Genomic DNA, 18,739 nt, shown 5'->3' with positions numbered 1-18,739 from the left:
TCACGCTGCCCGGGCGGCGACGAAGGCGTTGCGCAGGGCGTGGCCGTAGGCGTGGGCGTGCTGCCGGGCGGCGAGCTCCAGCTCGTCGTACTGCTCGCCCTGCGTCATCTGCCCGTCGTGCTTCCGGTACTTGTAGACGGGCAGGGGCAGCAGGACGCCGGGGGCCAGGTTGGTGACGCCGACGGCGGCCATGTAGTCCTCGCCCTGGACGAGGCCGCCCATGCCGCCGGCCGCGCGTACGAGGCGGGTGCGGGCCAGGATCGTCGTGGGCCCGATCGGGATCGTGTCCTGCGGGAGCGGCCAGTACGTGACCACGTCGCCGGCGGCGTGGAAACCGGGCGGCGTGGGGCACTCCCACACGCGGGTGGTGCCGTCCGGCAGCCAGTCCGCGCTGTACCCGGCAACCCACCCGAGGCGGTCGGTGACTGCGGCCAGCCGTACGCCCAGGCTCCAGTCGGGGAAGACGTCATCGTCGTCGGCCCAGTTCACGAACTCGGTGTTCACGAGGTTCAGGCCGAGGTTGCGGGCGCAGGCGGCGCCGACTGAACGGGGCAGGGGGAGAACCCGTACCCGCGGGTCGGCGGCGATCGGGGCAGGCACGTTTTCGGGCGGGGCGCCGTCGAGGACGAGCACGGCCTCCCACGGAACGGTCTGCCGGGTGAGGCTCGCGTGCATCTGCTCCAGGTAGAGCAGGCGGTCGGGGCGGAGCTGGGTGGCGATGACGACGGTGATCTGCGGGGCGGACAGGGATGGGCTCCTGGAGTCGGGGTCAGCGGGTGACGCGGGTCTTGGCCGGGACCGGCAGGGGACTGGCGGGCGCGGCGACCTTCAGCGCGGGGCGGACTGGCCGGACGGGTACGGGCTGGTCGCGGCCCCACAGCGACGGGGTTCCCTGGAAGCGTGTGAGCGGGGAGGTGTCCCAGCTGACGATGGGGCCTCCGCGGTCGTCCCAGGTCAGGGCGATGACCTCGATGCCGTGGTCGTGCAGGACGTAGCCCCATTCGAGGCCGCCGGCGTTGGCCTGCGTGATGGTGATGGGCTCGGCCGGCTCGCCCGACAGGGTGACGACGTCGTCGAGGGGGCGGCTGGGGAAGCGCTCCGCGTGTGGATCGATCTGGTTCAGCACGTGCTCGGGGGCGCCTTCCATCAGGTCCATGCCGAGCCCCGACCAATCGTGCGGGGCGTCGACGAGATGGCGGCGAAGGGCTTCGAGGTCTCCGGCGAATCGATACTGCAGACCGCCGAGCAGCAGAGGGAGCTGGTTCTCGGGGTAGCCGTCGAAGTGGCAGTAACGGCCGGCGTACCGGCTTCCGGTCGAGGGGTCGGTGGGGCGAGCGATGAAGGAACGGGTCGACAAGTTCAGCCTTCGGAAGGGTGTTAGCGGCTGGGCTTAGGGCCGGAGGACGGCGCCTCAGGCGGGGCAGGCGGGAGGCCCGGTGCGGGCTTCGACCCCGGTTGTGTAGGAGCGGGGTCGTACGTCGCCCGGAGCGCGGCGAGGTCGGCTGCCTCGGCGTCCCAGAGCGTGGACATGAGGCGGTTGGCCGCCTCCATCACCTTCCGGGACGGGGAGTCGGCTTCCGACTTCCCATACCGGCCGTTCCAGTCGGCGATGTCTGACAGGACCTGGCCCATCGACTCCAGCACGGGCCTGCAGGCTTCGATCAGGTGTCTGGTGACCGCACTGACCTCGGCGATTGTCCGGGCCTCGTTGAGTGCGACGCGATATGCGGCGGTGTCGAGGGGGACAGGCGAGCCAGTCGGCAGAGGACGCTCGGCGAGGTATGCCTCGGCGTCACGACGAGCCCATCGCAGGAGGTCGCCCTCCGTCGCCATGCCGAAGTGCGCGGCGATGATCTGTTCGGTGCTACGACCGATGTTGTCGTAGTGCTCGTAATCGGGGTGCAGGGGAACTCCAGGAGAAGGGGTCAATGCATACGGGAATCGGTGTCGAAAAGGTCCAATTCGGCTGCGTGTAGCTGATGTTGGACGACGAAGCTGCGTCCGGCGACCTTCCAGAGGCCGCGGCCCCGGCTGAGGTGGGACAGGGCTCCGGCTTCTACGGAGGTCAGGCCGAGGAGGCTGGAGGCGGCGGCGAGCTGGTCGGTCTCCTGGCGGTAGATCACGCGCGTGCTGCAGTCGGCGAGCAGGCCCTCGGCCAGGGCGCGGCTCTGGCTGCCGGCGTCGCCGGCGGAGAGCAGGTCGGACAGGCGGTGGATCACCATCAGGTTCGCGATGCCCAGGCCGCGGGAGAGCTTCCACTGGCCCTGCATGCGCATGAGGAGGGCAGGGTGGCGCAGCACGCGCCACGCCTCGTCGTAGACCACCCAGCGCCGTCCGCCGCCGGGGTCGGTGAGGGCGGCTTCCATCCACGCGGAGGCGCAGGTCATGGCGAGGACGAGCGCGGTGTCGTCGCTGCCGCCGAGGCGGGAGAGGTCGACGGTGAGCATCGGCCGGTAGGGGTCGAAGACCGTGGTCGACGGGGCGTCGAACATGCCCGCCAGGTCGCCGAAGACCAGGCGGCGCATGGCGTGGGCGAGGTCGCGGGCGGCATCTCCGAGGCGTCCGGAGAGCAGGCCGCCGGCCAGTTCGAGGCCGGGACCGTCGGCCAGGGCGTGGGCGACGTCGCCGAGGAGAGGCTCGCGGCTGGCGGCGGCGGCCCGGGCGACGGCGCTGTCGAGCGCGATGTCGAGGGCCGTGTGCTCCATGGGCAGCAGATCGCGGCCCAGGACGGTGCGGGCCAGGGAAGCAAGCAGGAGCAGACGGCGAGTGCGGACCTCTCCCGCCCATTCGGTCTGTGGGACCGAGGAGGGCCGGGGTGCGGCGTCGAGGGGGTTGAGGCGGCCGGGCAGGCCCGGGCCGAGCGCGATGGACTCGCCGCCCAAGGCCCGGGCGACGTCAGACCATTCGCCCTTGGGGTCACACGGGACGTAGACGCGGTAGCCGAAGGCGATGCTGCGCAGGGCCAGGCTCTTGGCCAGGGCGGACTTGCCCTGGCCGATCACCCCGGCGAGCAGCACGTTGGGGTTGGTGAAGCCCTCGACGCGCCCGTACAGGGAGAACGGGTCGAAGGTGAAGCTGCCTTCGGCGTGGAGGTCCTTGCCGATGTAGATGCCGTCGGCGCCCAGGCCGCCTTCGGCGAGGAAGGGGTAGGCGGCGCTGGCGACGGCGGTGGTCATGTGGTGGGCGGGGAGCTTGAGGCGGTTGCCGCGGGCGGAGGCGGGACCGGGACGTCCGGTGGGTGGGTAGAACGGCGCGGGGGAGGCTGCTTCCCCGGACTGCTGGTCGGGTCCGGTGCCGGCGGCGGTGCGGGCCCGGGCTTCTGCGCGGGCGGTCTGCTTGCGCAGAGCCCGGCGCTGGGCGCGGTCGATGCCATGCGGGGTGAACAGGGGAGTGGCGCTGGCGCGGCGGTGGGACAAGGGACGCTTCCAGTAGGACGGTTCAGGACGCGAGGTCGGCGGCGGTGGTCTTGCGCCGGATCGCGTGGACGGCGGCGAGGTGCCGCTGGCAGATGGTGAGGAAGGGCGGTCCCTCGGGAAGCCGGTCGGGCTGGCACTTCTCGTCCTCCGTGGCCGCAGGGACCAGGTGGAAGGCCGCGTGGACGGAGTCGGCGGCCTGCCACACGCGGGCGTGGGCCGTGGCCAGGCGACGTCCGGCTGCCGGGCGCTCGGGGCGGGTCTGCTCGGTGGCCTGGTCGATGAGGCGGTGCAGGGCGGTGAGGTGGGCGTGGAGCGCGTCAAGTTGGGGCCGGTCGCTGGGCTGGGCCTGGCCGGTCGCGCTCTGGGCGCGGGTGTGGTGGCGCAGCCCGGCGGTGGCGGCCCGCAGGTAGGGGTACGCGTCACCGTCGAAGGCGTCGCGGCGGTCATCAGGGGACATGGGCTTCTCGCGGGGAAGGAGGACGCCGTCGGGCGGCAGGGCGGGCTACAGGGTGCTGCGGGCGAGCGGGAGGGCCGCGGTGATGAAGGCATCGGCCTGCTGGTAGATCAGGCGCCGCAGGTCGACCTGGGCGTCGGCGGCGGCCGTCTCGATCTGGGTGCAGGCGGCGTCGAGGTCCTGGTCGGTGTCGGCGGAGACGGTGAGCAGTCCGGTGAGGGCGACGTCGGCGTGGCCGGAGATGAGCTGCTTCTCGCGGGTCTTCACGTCGGCGTACTCGACGCTGTCGGCTTCGGAGTCGACCTGTCCTCGGCGCTGGCGCTCGGAGGCGTCCGCGATGATCGCGGCCTTGCGGCGCTGGACGTCCCGCAGAGCGGAGTCGATGCCCTGGGGCGCGTAGATGAGGGAGAAGGTGCGGCGGACGCCGGCGCTGAACATCAGGCTGTGCAGGAAGCCCGGGCTCGTCTCGGTCCGCGGCCAGTTCTCGATCCAGAAGGTGGCGTGCCGGGCGCTGTCGGTGACCAGCCGGTCGGCCTCCTCGACCTGGGCGACCGGTCCGGCGGCGGCAGGATCGGCCTCTGCCTGACCGGTCTCGGACCACTGCTGCAAGTGCGCGGTGGACGCCGGGTCGTACGCGGTGCGCAGCACGGCGGCGATCTCCTGGGGCCCCAGCCATCCGGAGACGGTCAGGCCCGCGTTGCGGGCGGCCTGGGCGACCGAGGAGGTGGTCTGTTCCATGACGGTGAAGGCGCCGGCGAGGCCGCCGCCGGCCTGGCTGATCAGGCGCTTGGCGGCCTTCAGGTCCAGGGCGATGGCGAGGTACGCCTCGTGCGGGGCGGCGGCAGGTCCGGCCGAAGCGAGGAGTTCGGCGTAGATCTGGCCGGCGATCGGGGCATGGGGGTTGCCGTGCTCGGTCCAGTGCCGGGTGAGGCTGTCGCCGGAGTTCGGCACGGTCCGCTCCAGGACCTGCACGGTCGAGATGCGTCCGGTGCGGGCGATGCCGGCGAGAGCCCGGCCCCACGCGGATACGTTGGCGGTCTGGGTGGCCGGGTCGAGCAGTGCGAAGGCGCGGGAGCTGACGCGGGCGACGGCGGTCAGGGTCTGGGTGTGGGGGTCGTGGACGGCGGCGGCCCCGGAGTCGGCGGTGGCGACGCGCAGGGATGCGGCGGTGCCGGGCAGGTGCAGCAGCCCCTCCACTCGGGGCCGGGAGACGGGGCGGGCGCGCCACAGGGTCTGGCCGGTCCGACGGCGGTGGGCGAAGCGTCCGGCGAGCGGCGCCCAGTCGATCAGGGAGCGGCCGTCGCGCCGTACGCCGACCAGGACGGCGGTGGTGAGCCACAGCGGAGCCAGGACGACGGCGCCGAGCAGGCCCGCGGTCACCACGGTGGCCAGCAGCACGGCGAGGGTCGAGGAGACCAGGACGAGCTGGGGGAGGGTCAGGCCGAGGAGGATGCCGCGACGCGACCGGGTAGGGAATTTGACGGTGAGAACGGAGGACACGATCGCTTCCGGGAGGGAGGAGCCGGGGCAGGGCGGGGAGGGTCCCCTGCCCCCGGCGGCGGGTGTACGGGAGGGGCGGCTACGGGCCCGGCGGCGGGCCGGCGGGCGCGGAGTCGCTGCTCGCGGCCCCGTGAGCGGGCGGCATCGCGGCCGAGCTGCTGCCGAGCTCACCGCTCTGCTGTCCCGCGGGGGCGGCTTCGCTGCCGGCCCAGTTCCCGCTCCAGCTCGGAGGGGTGCCCTCCTGGCCGTCGGGCGTGCCGCCGCCCTGGGACTGAGGCGAGATCGTCTGCTGGAGCAGGTCCTGCAGACGGCTCTCCGAGTCGCCCTTGGAGCCTTCGCTCTGCATGCCGGTGCCGGTCGCGGGGTTGGCGGCGATGTCACCGGGGAACCCGCCACCGCCGGCCTGGGCACCTCCTGCCGCGCCGGCTTCGGCGGCGGCGCCGCCCGTGCCGGCGGTCGCCGCTGCGGCTGCTGCCTTACGGCCGGCGTTCTCGGCGTGCTGGCGGGCCACTGAGGCTCCTGCGCCACCGGCGCGGTGGATGGATTCGCCGTCGGTGCCCTCGGACGCCCAGTGGACGAACTTGAAGACCATGTACGGGCACAGCAGCACGAGCAGCATGATCACCATGCCTGCCGCAACGTCCGCCAGGGCGGCGAGGCCGTCCTTGCTGTCGGCTTCGCCGAGCGCGGAGATGCCGAGGACGAAGACGATCGTCATCAGAAGCTTGGAGACGACGAGGGTGGCGGTGGCTTCGATCCAGCCGCGGCGCCACCGGCGGGCGACCTCCCAGCCGCCGCCCGCTCCCGCGAACACGGCCAAGGTGACGAGGATCAGGATGCCGACCTTCCGGACCATCATCACGCACCAGAACAGGAACGCTCCTGCGGCTGAGGCGAGGGCGGCGATGACCGCGACGAGCCAGCCCAGTCCGGCGACGGCACCGATGGCCGAGACCTTCACGATCCGGCGCACGGCGGAGGCGATGTCCGTGCCGGCCGCCGCGAACAGTCCGGCGGACAGCGCGTCGACGACTTCGATGGCCACGGTGGTGAAGGTGATCGCACAGAATGCGAAGAGAACGCCGCTCGCTGTTCCGGTGAGGGCCTGGACGAGGGCTTGGCCGTCTCGCTTGACGGCGGCTCTGACGAGCTGGGCGCAGAAGGTGGCGACCAGCACGATGAGGCCGATGGGCAAGATCGTCTCGTAGTTGTCGCGGAACCAGCTCGCGCCGAGGTCGATGGCGGTGGTGCGGTCGATGGCCTTGGCAGCCAGGTCGGCCGCCGCGGCGGCGAGGTCACCGGCGCTCTGCACCATCCAGTTCCCGATCGCGCCGACGGGATCGGAGGCGAACTCGATCGCGTCGCCGATGTCGCAGATCGAACCGGCGACGGGCAGGTCACAGAAGCCCACGTCGGGCGTCCTTTCGGGTCAGGAAGTACGGGAGAGGGCTACGGGGCGACGCGCGGGGCGACGGCGACCAGGCGGCAGTCCGCGCTGGGCCGGCACTGGACGGCCAGGGTGATCTGGCGGTCCTCGGCTCCCGACCCGCCCCCGGTCCAGGCCAGCTGGGTCTTGCCGCGCACGGTGACGGCGTAGATGTACGCCTCGGTGATCGCGGCGGGATCGTCGGCGATGGCCTGCTTGAAGGCACTGGGGAAGTGCGCCTCGGAGACGGCTGCGGTGGCGTGCTGGCCGTTGTCCTTCAGCCACGACCACAGCACCGGGTCGGGGATCTGGGCCTGCACGGAGTTCCAGTCCGCGTAGGCGGATTCGGACGTCATCCAGGACTTCATCCCGGCGAGCTGCTCGGCGTGGCTGGTGGTCCGGGCGTCGAAGGACCACAGCATCACCGCGCTGGCCCGGGCGAAGACGAGCGGGTCAGAGACCGGAGGCGGCCCGGCCACCGGCGCTGCCGATTCGCCGTCCGGAGGAGGAGCCGAACCGGCGGCGCCGGCAGGGGGCGAGGTCGTGGCGTGCGGCTGTGGCGAGGCGTCGGCCGTCTTGCTGCTGCCGGTCCACCAGGCGACCACGCTGGCCACGAGCAGCAGCATGATCAGTGCGCCGGCGGCGATGACGATCCGTCGTGATGGCCTCCAGCCGACACGGGGGGAGAGGGAACGTTTCCCCATTACTGGACCTGGGACCCGAGGGCGGAGAAGAAGGCCACGATGCCGTTGGCGGCGCCGAGCCCGAGGGCGGCGCCGGCGGCGACCACGGCGCCCTTCTTGCCGTTGGCCTCGGCCTGGTGGCCGCCGGTGTGGTGACCCCAGGCCCACACGCCGAGGCTGACGGCGAGCGCGCCGACCACGGCCACGATGCCGAACAAATTGATGCTGTTCACGACGGTGCGCAGGACTTCGAGGCCCGGCAGACCGCCGCCCTTCGGGGAAACGCCGGGGTCGAAGGCGAGCAGGAGACGGTAGTACGGGAGGGCGGTGAGGGTGGCGGGGGAGATGGTGGTGCGCTCCTTGTGAGGGCAGGGCTCAGCGGCCCGTGCCGGGGAACGGGAGAAGAAGGAAGGAGAGGGGGGAGAAGTGCTCGGCGGCGCGAAGTTGGCCGGGCCCGCCCGGCGCCTCGAAAGGGCGGGCCGGGCGGGGCCGGTGTCAGAGGACCCGGCGCGCGCTGTGGGCGGCGTAGTCCGCGAGGGTGCTGAACCGGACGTTGCGGCCGGTGCGCGGGGCCTCGATGACGAGCCCGTGGCCCGCGTACAGACCGACGTGCTCAGGGGCGGCCTTGGTCCCGCGGCTGAACAGCAGATCGCCCGGGCGGAGCTGGGTGAGGGAGACGGCTCGCCCTTCGTGCGCCTGGGTCTGGGAGACCCGGGTGAGAGCGATGCCGGCGGCCTTGTACGACTGCTGGGTCAGGGAGCTGCAGTCGCAGCGCTTAAGGGCGTCTTGGCCGTGCGCGTCCGTGCAGGACCCGCCCCACTGATACGGCGTACCGAGCTGGTGCATGGCCCAGCCGAGAGCAGTCTTCGCGCGAGGATCGGCGTCCGCGGGGATCGTGTATCCCTTCGGGACCGTGCCTTCGGGGATCGGACCGGTGGCGGCACCGCCGGTCTGCGGCTCGCACGAGTCGGCCGGCCGCTGGGCCGGTGTTCCGCCTGCGGAACCGTCGGGCGCGTGGAGTGCGGTCATCAGCGCCTGCTGCAGGGCGCGGGCGAGAGGCTCCCACTGGGCGTAGGCGTCCGGGAAGCCGGAGCGCTGTACCGCCTGCGCGGCCTGGGTGATGGTCATCTGCTGCCAGCCGGAGACCTTCAGCAGGCCCTCGTAGAACTTCCTGCTGGCGTAGGCGGGGTCGCGGATCTGAGCGGGAGTTCCCCAGCCCTGGCTCGGGCGCTGCTGGAACAGACCGAGCGAATCGCGGTCGCCGTACGACAAGTTGCGCAGCCGGGACTCCTGGATCGCGGTGGCCAGCGCGACGACCTGGCCGCGTTCGGGAACGCCGAGGTCGATGCCGGTGGCGACGATGGTGCGGGCGTGCGGGATCTGTTCATCGGGCAGTTCGAGGCCCTCGATACGCGAGCCCTTGGCTCCGGACCCACCGAGAACGGCGGCGACCTGCTTCTGTACAGCGGCGGCGTCGACCGGGGCGGTGGTGCAGGACGGCACCGTCACGGCCGAGGATCCGCCGGCGGCGGCGACAACGGCCGTGCCGGCGAGGAGAAGAGGGGGAAGGCAGAGCGCGCCGATCGCGGCGGCGATGCCCTTCACTCGCGGGCGGTCTCCGGACGGCGGTCAGCGAAGCGGTCGCATGGGGAGGGGAAGGGGCGGGACAGGAACACAGCGAGTCCTTCGGGGAGGGCTCCGGCCGCACGGTGCGCGAGAGGAAGGGCCGTGCGGCCGGAGCGGTGGTGCGGAAGCGGGCTGGCCGGGGTGCGTGTTGGCTCACGCACCCCGTCAGGCGGGGGTGTTACGGACGGAACATCAGCAGGACCTCCATGGAGCGGGGAGGGAAGACGAGGAGTTCGGGCGGGGTCAGCAGGGGCGGTACATGACGGCCTCCGTCTCAGGTCGGTGGTGCTGGGGAGGAAAGGGCGAACAGGGCGGCGCGGAGCGCGTGCGGGGTCACGGACGGAACACAAGGGCCTCCTGGGCAGGAGTGGGGAGAGGGAGAGGGCGCCATCAGCGGTGTCCGCCGGGCAATGACAAGACAGTAAACCCGGATCCCCGGTCACCGAAATCGCCAGCCGGAATCGGAGCGCATTTCCTGGCTCTTCGGCGGTGATGCTTCTCAACCGGGGATCGTGCCCTAGAGTTTCGTCCTCCCCCCTTTGCGCCCGGTCGAACTCGGCTTCTTCCGCCGGGCCTGCCATCAGGGGACCCTCCTTCCGTTTCTCCTCCGAATTGGGGCACCCTCATGTCTTTTTTCCTGCACCACGGTGACGCGCTGAGCGTCCTGTCGACCCTGCCCGACGGCTGCGCCGACTCCGTCATCACCGACCCGCCGTACAACTCGGGTGGCCGGACCGCGCAGGAGCGCACGAGCCGTTCGGCCCGGCAGAAGTACGTCTCCGCAGACGCCAAGCACGTCCTGCCGGACTTCACGGGCGAGAACATGGACCAGCGCAGTTACACGCTCTGGCTGACGCAGATCATGACCGAGGCGCACCGGGCCACGAAGACCGGCGGGACGGCGCTGCTGTTCACCGACTGGCGCCAGCTCCCGGCGACCACAGATGCCCTCCAGGCTGCCGGCTGGCTGTGGCTGGGTGTCCTGACCTGGCACAAGCCGCAGGCCAGGCCCCAGAAGGGCAAGTTCCGGCAGGACTGCGAGTTCATCGTCTGGGGAACGAAGGGCCGGGTCAACGCCGCCGCGAACCCCGTCTACCTGCCCGGCCTCTACAGCGCCTCGCAGCCCTCGGGCAAGGACCGCAAGCACATCACCCAGAAGCCCGTCTCGGTGATGCGCGAGCTCGTCAAGATCGCCCCGCCCGGCGGCACGGTCCTGGACTTCTGCGCCGGATCCGGCTCCACCGGCGTGGCCGCTCTGCTCGAAGGACGGCAGTTCATCGGCATCGAGAAGACCGAGGAGTACGCGTCCGTCGCCACCGAGCGCCTGTCGGAGACCCTGCGAGAGACCGCATCCCAGGAGGACTTCGTCCTCGGCGCCTGAGCGGCAGGGCGCAATATAGCGGCCGATCCCCGGTTTCCGAAACCGGGGATTCTCCGGACCATCGGAGCCACTGAGTCACCGGCTCCGGCTGCAAGGAGATCCTTTTCGTGTCCGAATTCACCGAGTCCCCCGACGGTGGGGAATTGGAGCCCGTCCGTGTTCCGGAGCCGGACCTCGAATCGATCGAGGTGTCCGTCCGGAAACTCCTCGATCGCTCGGCCGAACAAGCGCGGGTCATCGACCGGCTCGCCGCCACGCCGCCAGCCGATCCGAGGTCGGCGGGCATGCCGTTCGCCGGCTTCCCCGGCATGCCGGCCTTCACCCCGCCACCGGACCCCAAGCCGATCCTGGAGCTGGAAGGCAACGAGTTCGAGGACGAGCTGGCTGTGTTGAGCGACTGGGTCGACGACGTCCTGATGGACGTCTACGGCGCCGAGATCACCACCGCCGCTCCCTGGTGCCCCGAGTGGCAGGAGCACCTCGACGTCGTGGCGTGGCTGCACGCCTTGTGGATGGCCTACCAGCAGCACAAGGAGCCGGACGCTGGCGCGTCCGGGATGTTCGTCTGGCACCGCGACTTCCTCACCCACGCCATGGCCCACGTTCGCTCACCCGGCGGGCCGCTCAGCGCCTGCCAGACGGACCCGGAGCGTCCCGAGCACCGGCTCCTCCGTGGTCCCGGCCCGTCGACCAGGACCCTCGCCCGCGATGCCCGATCGCGGCAGGAGAACGGTGACGCGCCCTCGACCGAAGCCGGCCCCGCGTCATGACGGCCGAACCCCGCCCTGCCTACGGGCTGTCGTTCAACCCCGGCGCCCTCACGGACCTGCGTGCCCTGCCGCAGGACATCCGGGACCGGGCACTCGACCTGATCGAGGGCGTCGTCCGGGCCCGGATCACCGGCCCTGAACTCGCCTACGAGCTGCGCGAGTACCGCAAGCTCTACCTCGGCGCCGGCGCCGAATGGCGGATCGTCTACCGCCTGCAGAAGGCCCCGCCCAGCTCTCAGCACACCGTCGAGGCGCACATCGTCGCCGTCCGGCCCCGCGCCCGGCACGAGGTGTACGACGTCGTCCGCGCCCGCGTGAACCGGCCGCGCCCACCCGCGGGCCCTCGTGTCCACGCGGCCCGCACCATCCCGCCTCAGCTGCAGAGCAGCGCTCCGCAGCCTGCGGCCAGGGCCGCCACGACTGCTTCGCCGGCGCCGCCGTGGCGACCGGCGGACCCGTTCACCTCGCCCACGCACCACAACGACCCCAAAGGACCTCAGCGTTGACCACCCGAAGCCCGTTCCTCCGCCTCCTTGGCGCCCTCCTGGACGACGACCTCACGGGCGCCCGCACGCCCGAGCCGAACCCGCACCATCAGGCACTCCTGGACGCGAAGGCACGCCAGGACGACCTCGAACGTGAACTGCTCGACATCGTCAACGGGCCGAGGCCGGTCACCGAAGGTGAGGTCGACGACGAGATCGAGGACATCGCGGCCATCCTCAAGGATCTGATCGCAGCAGGGCGGGAGGTGGACCGCCTGCTGGGCGACGACACCTGCTCGGCACCGGCCGCACCGGTCGAGACCGACCCGGGCGGGGCCGCCCCTCAGCTGGACCCGTGCTGCTTCCCTCGTCGTCCTCTCGGCGGAGAGTGCATCGCGGCTGCCTGTCTGGCCGTCTTCTCCGCGTATGGCTCCCCGGACGCCCTGGCCTCCGCTGACCTCGTCGACGGACTTCGGACTTTGCCGGGTGTGGCCGAGGGCCGCTGGCCGTACGCGTCCCTCACACAGGCCAGGCTGGCCACGCTGCTTCGCCCGTACGAGGTCTCCAGCCGCGACATCACCCTCCCCGACGGCCGACGCCGCAAGTCCTACCGGCGCACGGCCCTCCTCGCCGTCCTCTGCTCGGACTGCGCAGGCTTCTGGCAGACCCGGTGACAGCTGCCCCCCGCACCACGGCCCCGACAGCCCTGGACGGACCGATCGAGCAAGCCGTCGGAGACCTGGCCGGCCTGCACCACGATCACCACGCCGGACTGCTCTCGGAAGACCGCACCGCCCTGGCGTCCGCCCACCGCGACCTCGGGGTCGCCGAAACCGCGGTCGCCTACCACCGCAACGTGCTGATGCAGCTGTCCTCCGGCGCGCACGTCGTCGACGACGCCCTGCTCGACCGGATGCGGCGGACCCTACGGGACCTCGCCCAGGCCGTTGACCACCGGGACGAGAAGCAACTCCGTGCCGCTGCTGCCCTGGAGAGGGTCCGAGCCTCCGCCCCGCCTACGCCCGCGATCAGCACCGACCTCACCGCGCACGACCTGGCCGCCCTGCTCTCGCTCGCCGCCGGCGGAACCGTCCGCGAACACCTGCACACCCACCGGGTCTCCGTCCGAACGACCCAGGGCCGTCTCGTGGACTACATGGCCTTCCAGCGCCTCGAACACCACGGCCTCGTCGCGAGAGACACCTCCCGCGACCTGATCGTCGGCCAGCCCATCACCCTCACCGACGCCGGCCGCTCCACCCTCGTCGGCTCCCGCCACCCCGCCCAACAGAAGCCTGCCGCGCCCGTACATCCCGCCGGCGCCTGGCCAGTTCCGGCGCGCAGCCGCTGAATCACCGCCCGCCGCCCAACGGCGGACGGCCCCGAGGCCACCAGCCTCGCCGCCGGCGGACGCCCTGCCCGCCCAGCAGCCCCGCCTTCCCTCATCCCCAGAACCCTCAAGGAGTTCCTCCGTGCGTTTCACCCGTGCCGCCCTGTGCGCCGTCGCCCTCGCCACCGCCGCTGTCCCGGTCGCAGCCTCCGCGGCCACCGCCGCGACCACCACAGCCCCTGCGGCCACGCCGCTCGTCCGTGCCTGCGACCTCCCCGGTCCGTGGACCATCGGCACCAGCGCCGTCAAGATCCGCCAGAGCCCCACGACCAGCTCCACCGCCGTGGGCGTCCTCTACAAGGGCCACCGCTTCACCGTCCACTCCTCCCGCAGCGGCTGGCACTACATCACCGACCTCACCACCGGCGTGAAGGGCTGGGTCTCCGGCACCTACGTCTACCGCGACGTCCGCATGTGCCTCGACTGATCCCCCAACCAGGCGCTGCCCGACCTTCCGGCCACCCCCGTCCGGCACCCGCGTGACTCGTCGCACCGCGTCGTGTCCCCGCTCCCGTAGCGGGGACACGACGGCGGCGCGACCGCCCTCCCTTCGACCGAAAGCCCCATCCCTACGTGACCGACGACAACCCCGCCTACGAACTCGACGGCTTCGAGCCCGCCGCCCCCTGCCACCAGGACCTTCTCGAAGCCGTGGAGAGCTCGTCGTACAAGGTCCTCGGCGAGCACCGCACGTGGACCGACGCCTACTTCGTCCTGTACGACGAGGGCGCTCCCTGGGGCATTCCCGGAGAACCCCAACTCAGAGCGGTACACGTCGCCCGGGACCTGAAAGCCCGCACCTTCACGATCGACAGCACAGAGCTTCCGCTGATCGCGATGGCCGAATCGTGGCTGATCGCGCGAGGCTGCCCGGCCGCCGTGGTCGGCCCCGACCGCTACCAGCCGGCCGACGCCATCACACAAGCCCTGGAAACCCGCATCCGCCGAGACGGCGACCACTTCGCCCTGCTCGCGAGCTACACCGACGACGAGCGCGACGCCCCCGAGACCGCGGTGATGCTGCGCTCCCTCGACCCTCACGCCGGACCGGAGTTCAGGATCCTGCGGGAGTGCGTCGATATGAGCGCAGGCACGCACACCCTGCGCGAGGGCGGCTTCGCCACCTACGACCAGGCCATCCAGTGGTGGGAAGCCTGGAGGGACGGAGACGCCCCGCCGCTCAAGCCGCCCGCCCCCACCGTCCTGCGCACCGTGCCGACGGCCGCGCCCGTCACCCCGGCACCGACAGCGGCCAGGCCACCAGGACGCTGACCTGGCCGACCTACGCCACTGGAGCCGCCCCTCCCGGACAGGTTCGGCCAGCATCAAAAGTGCGCAATATAGCGGCGAATCCCCGGTTTCCGAAACCGGGGATTCTCCGGACCCTTGCCCACTACAGCGGCCCTCTCGCAGGGCTGCATTTTCCCTGTTCCCCCTGGTACGGAGCCTCCGCCGTGTGCTACTCGCCTGCTTCCATCGAAGCCACCGTCCTTCCGAGCCGCCCCCTCGCGTCTCATCCGCCCCGGGCGGCCGGCCGGACGGCCCCATCCGGCGGAGGACGTCACGTCGCCCCAGCCGCAAGCGCCCCCGGCTCAGCCGACGCCGGGCACAACCGCCGCGACGACCGCGACCGCCCCTGACCTTCCCCGCCTTTCATCCCTTTCTGGAGCACCTTCCGTGTCCGAGACCCCCGACTTCCTCGACGGCGAGATCGTCGCCGTGCTGGCCGGCCGCATCGAAACCCGATTCGGGACGCCGCTCGACGAACTGATCCGGTTCACGAACCAGGCGTCCGCCACGGCCGGACTCACCAGCGTCATCCACGCTTACGGCCTGCTCACGCAGGCGCAGTCGGCGCTGGAGGAAGCCGAGGACGCGCTCGTCGCCGCCCTGGAGACGGCCACGGGCGAGGTTCTGGACGACCCGGTGATGAGCCTGGCCCACCAGGTGAACCGGGCTGTCGAAGCGCGGGACCTGTACGCCCAGTGGGTGACCGCGCTGGTGGAGGTCCCGGCCGGACCACAGCGCGCGCGAACCAGTCCGGCGCCCCGGCTGACCACCACGCTCCCTGTGGCCGTCCCGGCTCGGCCCGCGCAGATCGGAATCGCACGATGAGCGTCGCCGACAAGAAGAGCAGCCGTGACGAGGCACTGGAGCGGGCGTTCGGCGCTCCGCTCGCCGACCTGTACGCGCAGGTCGTTCGGTCGGGGGCGTCCCCCGCGCTCACCCGAGCCCTTGAGGTGCGGGCGATGCTCGCCCTGTCCGAGGAGCAGGTCGTCCGCGTCCGCGACCGCGTCCACGCGAGCATGGCCCCCGCCGGAAACCTGGACGAGCTCTCGGCGGAGACCCTCCAGACCGACGTGTACTGGCTCGACGCCGCGCTCGACGGCCGGCGCGGATACATCCGCACGCTGGACGCACTTCTGGCCGCGATGCCGCCGCCGACCACCCGCCTCACCCCCCTGACCAGCACTCTGCCTCCCACGCAGCCCGCCTCCTCGACACAGATCCGGCCGGCAGCACGGGGACGCTGAGTGCCCGATCCGTACGCCGCCTCCCGGGCGGCGGGGGACCGGATCGCAGCTCTCTACGGCCGGCCGGTCACCGAACTCGCGGTCGGCGCCGAACCGGGCACCATGCGGTACGCCCTGCTCAACGCCTTCGACGCCCTGCAGCACGCCGACCACGGCGTCGCCTTCCACGCCGAGCAGCTGCATCGCCTGACCGCCCCCGGGCGCGCCTTCGAGGCCACGGACGTCGGGCACATCATCGACGCCGCCCGCCGCCTCGCTCACGCCGTCACCGCCCGAGACGCACACGACCAGGTCCTTGGCGACGTCCTGCAGAGCCTCCACCGCGTACCCGAGTCAGCGCCGGCCACCCCACCAGCCGTCCCCGAGACCGCCGTCGACCTGCCGCCGGCCGTCGCCTCTCCTGCCGCCCGCGCGCGGTAACCCGCTTCCCACCCCGTTCCTCTTCTTCCGCTGGAGTTCCGTCGTGGCCGCTGCCCGAGCCCTTTCCCCCGACCTGCGTCGCGTCGCCGAGACGCTGGAGATGATCGCGCCGCGCTGGAGCGTCTGGATGCTCATGACCCTCGCCTCCGAGCCGAAGGGCCTGCGCTACACCGAGATCCAGTCCCGCCTGCCCTGGCTCATCGCCAGTCAGATCACCCCGCGCCTGCGCGCCCTGTGCGAGACCGGGCTACTGGAGCGCACCGCCGTGACCTCGCGGCACGTCACCTACGGCCTCACCGACCGCGGCCGTGCACTCCTCCCGACGCTGCACGCCCTAGCGGAGTACGGCGACCAGCACCTCGACAAGCAGCTCATCGACACGACGATCATCAAGGACGGCAAGCCGCAGGTGGTGCAGCTGCCCGAACGGATCCCGGCCGCCCAGAACGCCGAGGACGCCCTCGCCCTGGTTTCCTACCGGCACGCCACCCCCCTGCTGTGGGCCCTCAAGGAACGCGGACCGTCCAGCATCGTGTCCCTGCGTAAGACGCTGCTCCCCGGCTTCAGCCCCAGCGCCGTGTACCCGCCCGTGCACCGGCTCATCGACGACCGCCTGGTCTCCACCCGCCAGCCCGTCTGGCCCACCGGCGCCGAGGACGAGGGCATGGAGCTGCGCCTCACCGACGCCGCCCACGCGCTGGCCCCCGTCTACCGGGCCGCCTCCGCCTGGGCGAGCGGCCGGCCCCACAAGGACGCCGACAGCCACCCGCTGTGGGGCGCCCCCCGCCTTCCGGCCGCCGCGCGCACGGGGCAGTGGGCCGCCCACCAGGCCCGCCAGAGCACGCGTCCTGCCCTGCCGGTCGCCCAGCCGCCTGCTCCCGCTCCGGCGAAGACCTGGCGGCCGGCCGACCTGTTCTCCTCCCCGACGACCGGGCCGTGCCGGTGACCGGGCCGCGGCAACCGACGCCCCGACTAGGCGAAGCCACCGTGCGCTCCCTGCTGGGAGGGATCCCCGTCCGGAACCCTGCCAGCGGCCAGGCGGCTGCTCTCCTCGGCCGCCTCATCCGTAAGGAAGCAGATGTGCTCGACGGCATCGACGAGCAACTCCAAGGGCAGGCCGAGTACGCCATCGATCAGCTCAGCCGCGTCGTCGACGGCCGCAACCAGTACCGCCACCACACCACCGACGGCGTCCTGCAGTTCACCGGCCCGAAGATCGACATCCTCGTCGCCCGCCGCGGCGACGCCGTACGCCACCTGACCGGTCTGTGCACCGCCTTCAAGGCCCTCTCTCAGACCACCGCCGCGCCCGCCCCGGCCGTCAGCCGTGCCCCGGCCCACCGTCCCAACGGCCGCTGAACCTCAGTACCTTCCACCGGAAACGCCCGATGCCCCGCACGCACTCCACATCCCGGCCACCCGCCGGCCGCCACGCCCGCATTCCGGCCTTCGGCCCCGTGCGCGGCGTCTACGTCCCTCGTACCGCAGACGCCGGCGCGTTCGCGATGAGCACCTACGGCATTCCCCTGCTCGTTCTCGCCGTCACCGACTCCGCCGCCCTCACCGGCCTGGCGTTCGTCCTCGAATGGCTCCCCAGGCTCTCGGCGTTCGCGTTCGCGGGCGCCGCAGTCGACAGGGTCGGCAGCACGCGGGTGCTGCGCACCGCCTCGGTGCTGCGGGCCGTGGTCGCCCTGGCCGCCGCTGGCGCCTTGCCCGCGATGGGCGTCGGCCTGGGCGCCGTGGTCACCGTCATGGTGCTCGCCGCCGCGACGGGCGTCCTCAGCGAGTTCGCGTACATCGCGGCCGAGACCGCCGGCGGCGCCGCGAGCCGGGACGCGGGCGAACACGCCCACCGGGTCCAGGCCGTCCTGCTCGGCATCGACCAGTGCGCCACGCTCGCAGGCCCGGCCCTGGCCGGCGTCCTGCTGCAGTACGTCGGCGCGACCGGCATGCTCCTGACGATCGCCGCCTGCTCCCTGCTCGGCGCCGCGCTCGCCCCGCGCCAGCGCCCGATCTGGCCGCACGAGGCGCCCACCCCGGTCGTCCAGGGCATGAAGACCGGCTGGAGAACGCTCCGGTCGCTGCCAGCCCTGGGCTGGCTCTGTGTCGGCCTGCTCCTCTCCAACTGCGCGATCGGCTTGGTCCAGGCCGCCGGCCCCGTACTGGTCATCCAGCAGCTCGGCGGTACCAGCAGCCAGGTCGGACTGGTCTGGTCGGCCGCCGCCGTCGCCTCCCTGGCCATGGTCGCCCTCGCCCGACTCGCCATCGACCGCGTCGGCCTGTGGCCGGTCGGCGCCGCAGCCGCCGCCCTCGCCTCCGCCACCTGCCTCGCCCTGGCCGCCGCCCACACCTACACCGTCTTCCTGGTCCTCGTGGCCCTCCTCATGGCCGGCGAGGCAGGCATGACCGTCGTCCTGCGCACCCTGCGCGCCCGCCTGGTCCCCGCCGAGGTCTTCGGCGCCACCCTCTCCCTGATCATCCTGCTACTCCTGGCCCCCTTCCCGATCGCCGGAGCCCTGGTCGCTCTCACTCCGCCCGACCTGCTGGGCCACGCCATCACCGCCTGCGCCGTCCTGCAGGCCCTCGGACTCGCCGTCTCCTTCGCCAAGCTCCGTAGCCACCCCGCCGCCCGGCGCCCCGCGACCGCATGACCT

At 72.2% G+C, this 18,739-nt stretch carries 23 protein-coding genes; 13 read left to right on the top strand and 10 right to left on the bottom strand.

The features are described 5' to 3' along the window. The 10 genes from ACY0MR_RS05300 to ACY0MR_RS05255 form a co-directional block, all read right to left on the bottom strand. A complete protein-coding gene (locus ACY0MR_RS05300) occupies positions 1–732 on the bottom strand; it encodes a glycosyltransferase family 2 protein (protein ID WP_346172343.1) in 732 nt (243 codons plus the stop codon). Between the two features lie 37 nt (positions 733–769). Beyond that, positions 770–1,357, bottom strand: coding sequence for a hypothetical protein (locus tag ACY0MR_RS05295; protein ID WP_473559445.1), 588 nt, complete (start codon positions 1,355–1,357; stop codon positions 770–772). 20 nt (positions 1,358–1,377) lie between these two features. Then, positions 1,378–1,929 carry a hypothetical protein gene (locus ACY0MR_RS05290; RefSeq protein WP_388688839.1) on the bottom strand — a complete coding sequence of 184 codons (552 nt, stop codon included), beginning with the start codon at positions 1,927–1,929 and terminating at the stop codon, positions 1,378–1,380. Beyond that, on the bottom strand, positions 1,926–3,416 hold the full coding sequence (locus ACY0MR_RS05285) for an ATP-binding protein (RefSeq protein ID WP_473559442.1): 1,491 nt from the start codon (positions 3,414–3,416) through the stop codon (positions 1,926–1,928). Before ACY0MR_RS05285 ends, ACY0MR_RS05290 begins: the two co-directional genes overlap by 4 nt. A 22-nt stretch (positions 3,417–3,438) precedes the next feature. Then, positions 3,439–3,873 (bottom strand): DUF6238 family protein, encoded by a 435-nt coding sequence (locus tag ACY0MR_RS05280; protein ID WP_473559440.1) that lies wholly within the window; start codon positions 3,871–3,873, stop codon positions 3,439–3,441. 45 nt (positions 3,874–3,918) lie between these two features. After that, on the bottom strand, positions 3,919–5,370 hold the full coding sequence (locus ACY0MR_RS05275; RefSeq protein ID WP_473559438.1) for an SCO6880 family protein: 1,452 nt from the start codon (positions 5,368–5,370) through the stop codon (positions 3,919–3,921). Positions 5,371–5,449: 79 nt separating this feature from the next. After that, the gene (locus ACY0MR_RS05270) at positions 5,450–6,781 is read right to left on the bottom strand and encodes an SCO6881 family protein (protein WP_473559436.1); all 1,332 of its coding nucleotides are present in this window, start codon (positions 6,779–6,781) and stop codon (positions 5,450–5,452) included. A 38-nt stretch (positions 6,782–6,819) separates the two neighbouring features. Continuing rightward, positions 6,820–7,500, bottom strand: coding sequence for a hypothetical protein (locus ACY0MR_RS05265; protein ID WP_473559434.1), 681 nt, complete (start codon positions 7,498–7,500; stop codon positions 6,820–6,822). Continuing rightward, a complete protein-coding gene (locus ACY0MR_RS05260) occupies positions 7,500–7,784 on the bottom strand; it encodes a DUF6112 family protein (RefSeq protein WP_031008868.1) in 285 nt (94 codons plus the stop codon). The genes ACY0MR_RS05265 and ACY0MR_RS05260 overlap by 1 nt, the downstream gene beginning before the upstream one ends. A gap of 190 nt (positions 7,785–7,974) precedes the next feature. After that, on the bottom strand, positions 7,975–9,084 hold the full coding sequence (locus tag ACY0MR_RS05255; protein ID WP_473559432.1) for a C40 family peptidase: 1,110 nt from the start codon (positions 9,082–9,084) through the stop codon (positions 7,975–7,977). A 646-nt stretch (positions 9,085–9,730) separates the two neighbouring features. On the opposite strand from ACY0MR_RS05255, the gene ACY0MR_RS05250 reads away from it, so the two are divergent. The 13 genes from ACY0MR_RS05250 (at position 9,731) to ACY0MR_RS05190 (ending at position 18,736) form a co-directional block, all read left to right on the top strand. Then, the gene (locus ACY0MR_RS05250) at positions 9,731–10,486 is read left to right on the top strand and encodes a DNA-methyltransferase (protein WP_473559430.1); all 756 of its coding nucleotides are present in this window, start codon (positions 9,731–9,733) and stop codon (positions 10,484–10,486) included. Positions 10,487–10,593: 107 nt separating this feature from the next. Continuing rightward, complete coding sequence (locus ACY0MR_RS05245) at positions 10,594–11,256, top strand: DUF4913 domain-containing protein (protein ID WP_473559428.1); 663 nt, start codon at positions 10,594–10,596, stop codon at positions 11,254–11,256. Further along, positions 11,253–11,762: a hypothetical protein gene (locus ACY0MR_RS05240; RefSeq protein ID WP_473559427.1), complete on the top strand. Its 510-nt coding sequence runs from the start codon at positions 11,253–11,255 to the stop codon at positions 11,760–11,762. Before ACY0MR_RS05245 ends, ACY0MR_RS05240 begins: the two co-directional genes overlap by 4 nt. Further along, positions 11,759–12,415, top strand: a complete 657-nt coding sequence (locus ACY0MR_RS05235) for a DUF3631 domain-containing protein (protein ID WP_391094527.1) — start codon at positions 11,759–11,761, stop codon at positions 12,413–12,415. The genes ACY0MR_RS05240 and ACY0MR_RS05235 overlap by 4 nt, the downstream gene beginning before the upstream one ends. After that, complete coding sequence (locus tag ACY0MR_RS05230) at positions 12,412–13,092, top strand: hypothetical protein (RefSeq protein WP_473559425.1); 681 nt, start codon at positions 12,412–12,414, stop codon at positions 13,090–13,092. The genes ACY0MR_RS05235 and ACY0MR_RS05230 overlap by 4 nt, the downstream gene beginning before the upstream one ends. Positions 13,093–13,213: 121 nt before the next feature. Beyond that, positions 13,214–13,558 carry an SH3 domain-containing protein gene (locus ACY0MR_RS05225; RefSeq protein WP_473559423.1) on the top strand — a complete coding sequence of 115 codons (345 nt, stop codon included), beginning with the start codon at positions 13,214–13,216 and terminating at the stop codon, positions 13,556–13,558. 146 nt (positions 13,559–13,704) lie between these two features. Next, on the top strand, positions 13,705–14,403 hold the full coding sequence (locus ACY0MR_RS05220; protein ID WP_473559422.1) for a hypothetical protein: 699 nt from the start codon (positions 13,705–13,707) through the stop codon (positions 14,401–14,403). Positions 14,404–14,808: 405 nt separating this feature from the next. Beyond that, a complete protein-coding gene (locus tag ACY0MR_RS05215; RefSeq protein ID WP_473559420.1) occupies positions 14,809–15,246 on the top strand; it encodes a hypothetical protein in 438 nt (145 codons plus the stop codon). Next, positions 15,243–15,665: a hypothetical protein gene (locus tag ACY0MR_RS05210; protein WP_376402118.1), complete on the top strand. Its 423-nt coding sequence runs from the start codon at positions 15,243–15,245 to the stop codon at positions 15,663–15,665. Before ACY0MR_RS05215 ends, ACY0MR_RS05210 begins: the two co-directional genes overlap by 4 nt. Further along, positions 15,666–16,085, top strand: coding sequence for a hypothetical protein (locus tag ACY0MR_RS05205; RefSeq protein ID WP_473559418.1), 420 nt, complete (start codon positions 15,666–15,668; stop codon positions 16,083–16,085). It abuts the gene before it with no gap. A gap of 43 nt (positions 16,086–16,128) precedes the next feature. Next, positions 16,129–17,031 carry a winged helix-turn-helix transcriptional regulator gene (locus ACY0MR_RS05200; RefSeq protein ID WP_473559416.1) on the top strand — a complete coding sequence of 301 codons (903 nt, stop codon included), beginning with the start codon at positions 16,129–16,131 and terminating at the stop codon, positions 17,029–17,031. 134 nt (positions 17,032–17,165) lie between these two features. Next, positions 17,166–17,444: a hypothetical protein gene (locus ACY0MR_RS05195; RefSeq protein WP_473559414.1), complete on the top strand. Its 279-nt coding sequence runs from the start codon at positions 17,166–17,168 to the stop codon at positions 17,442–17,444. Between the two features lie 29 nt (positions 17,445–17,473). Beyond that, a complete protein-coding gene (locus ACY0MR_RS05190; RefSeq protein ID WP_473559411.1) occupies positions 17,474–18,736 on the top strand; it encodes an MFS transporter in 1,263 nt (420 codons plus the stop codon). Positions 18,737–18,739: the final 3 nt, after the last annotated feature.

This window comes from Streptomyces sp. JN8, from assembly GCF_055808075.1.
The sequence above is the reverse complement of the archived record's forward strand: the minus strand, read 5'-3'. Positions and strand labels throughout refer to the sequence as shown.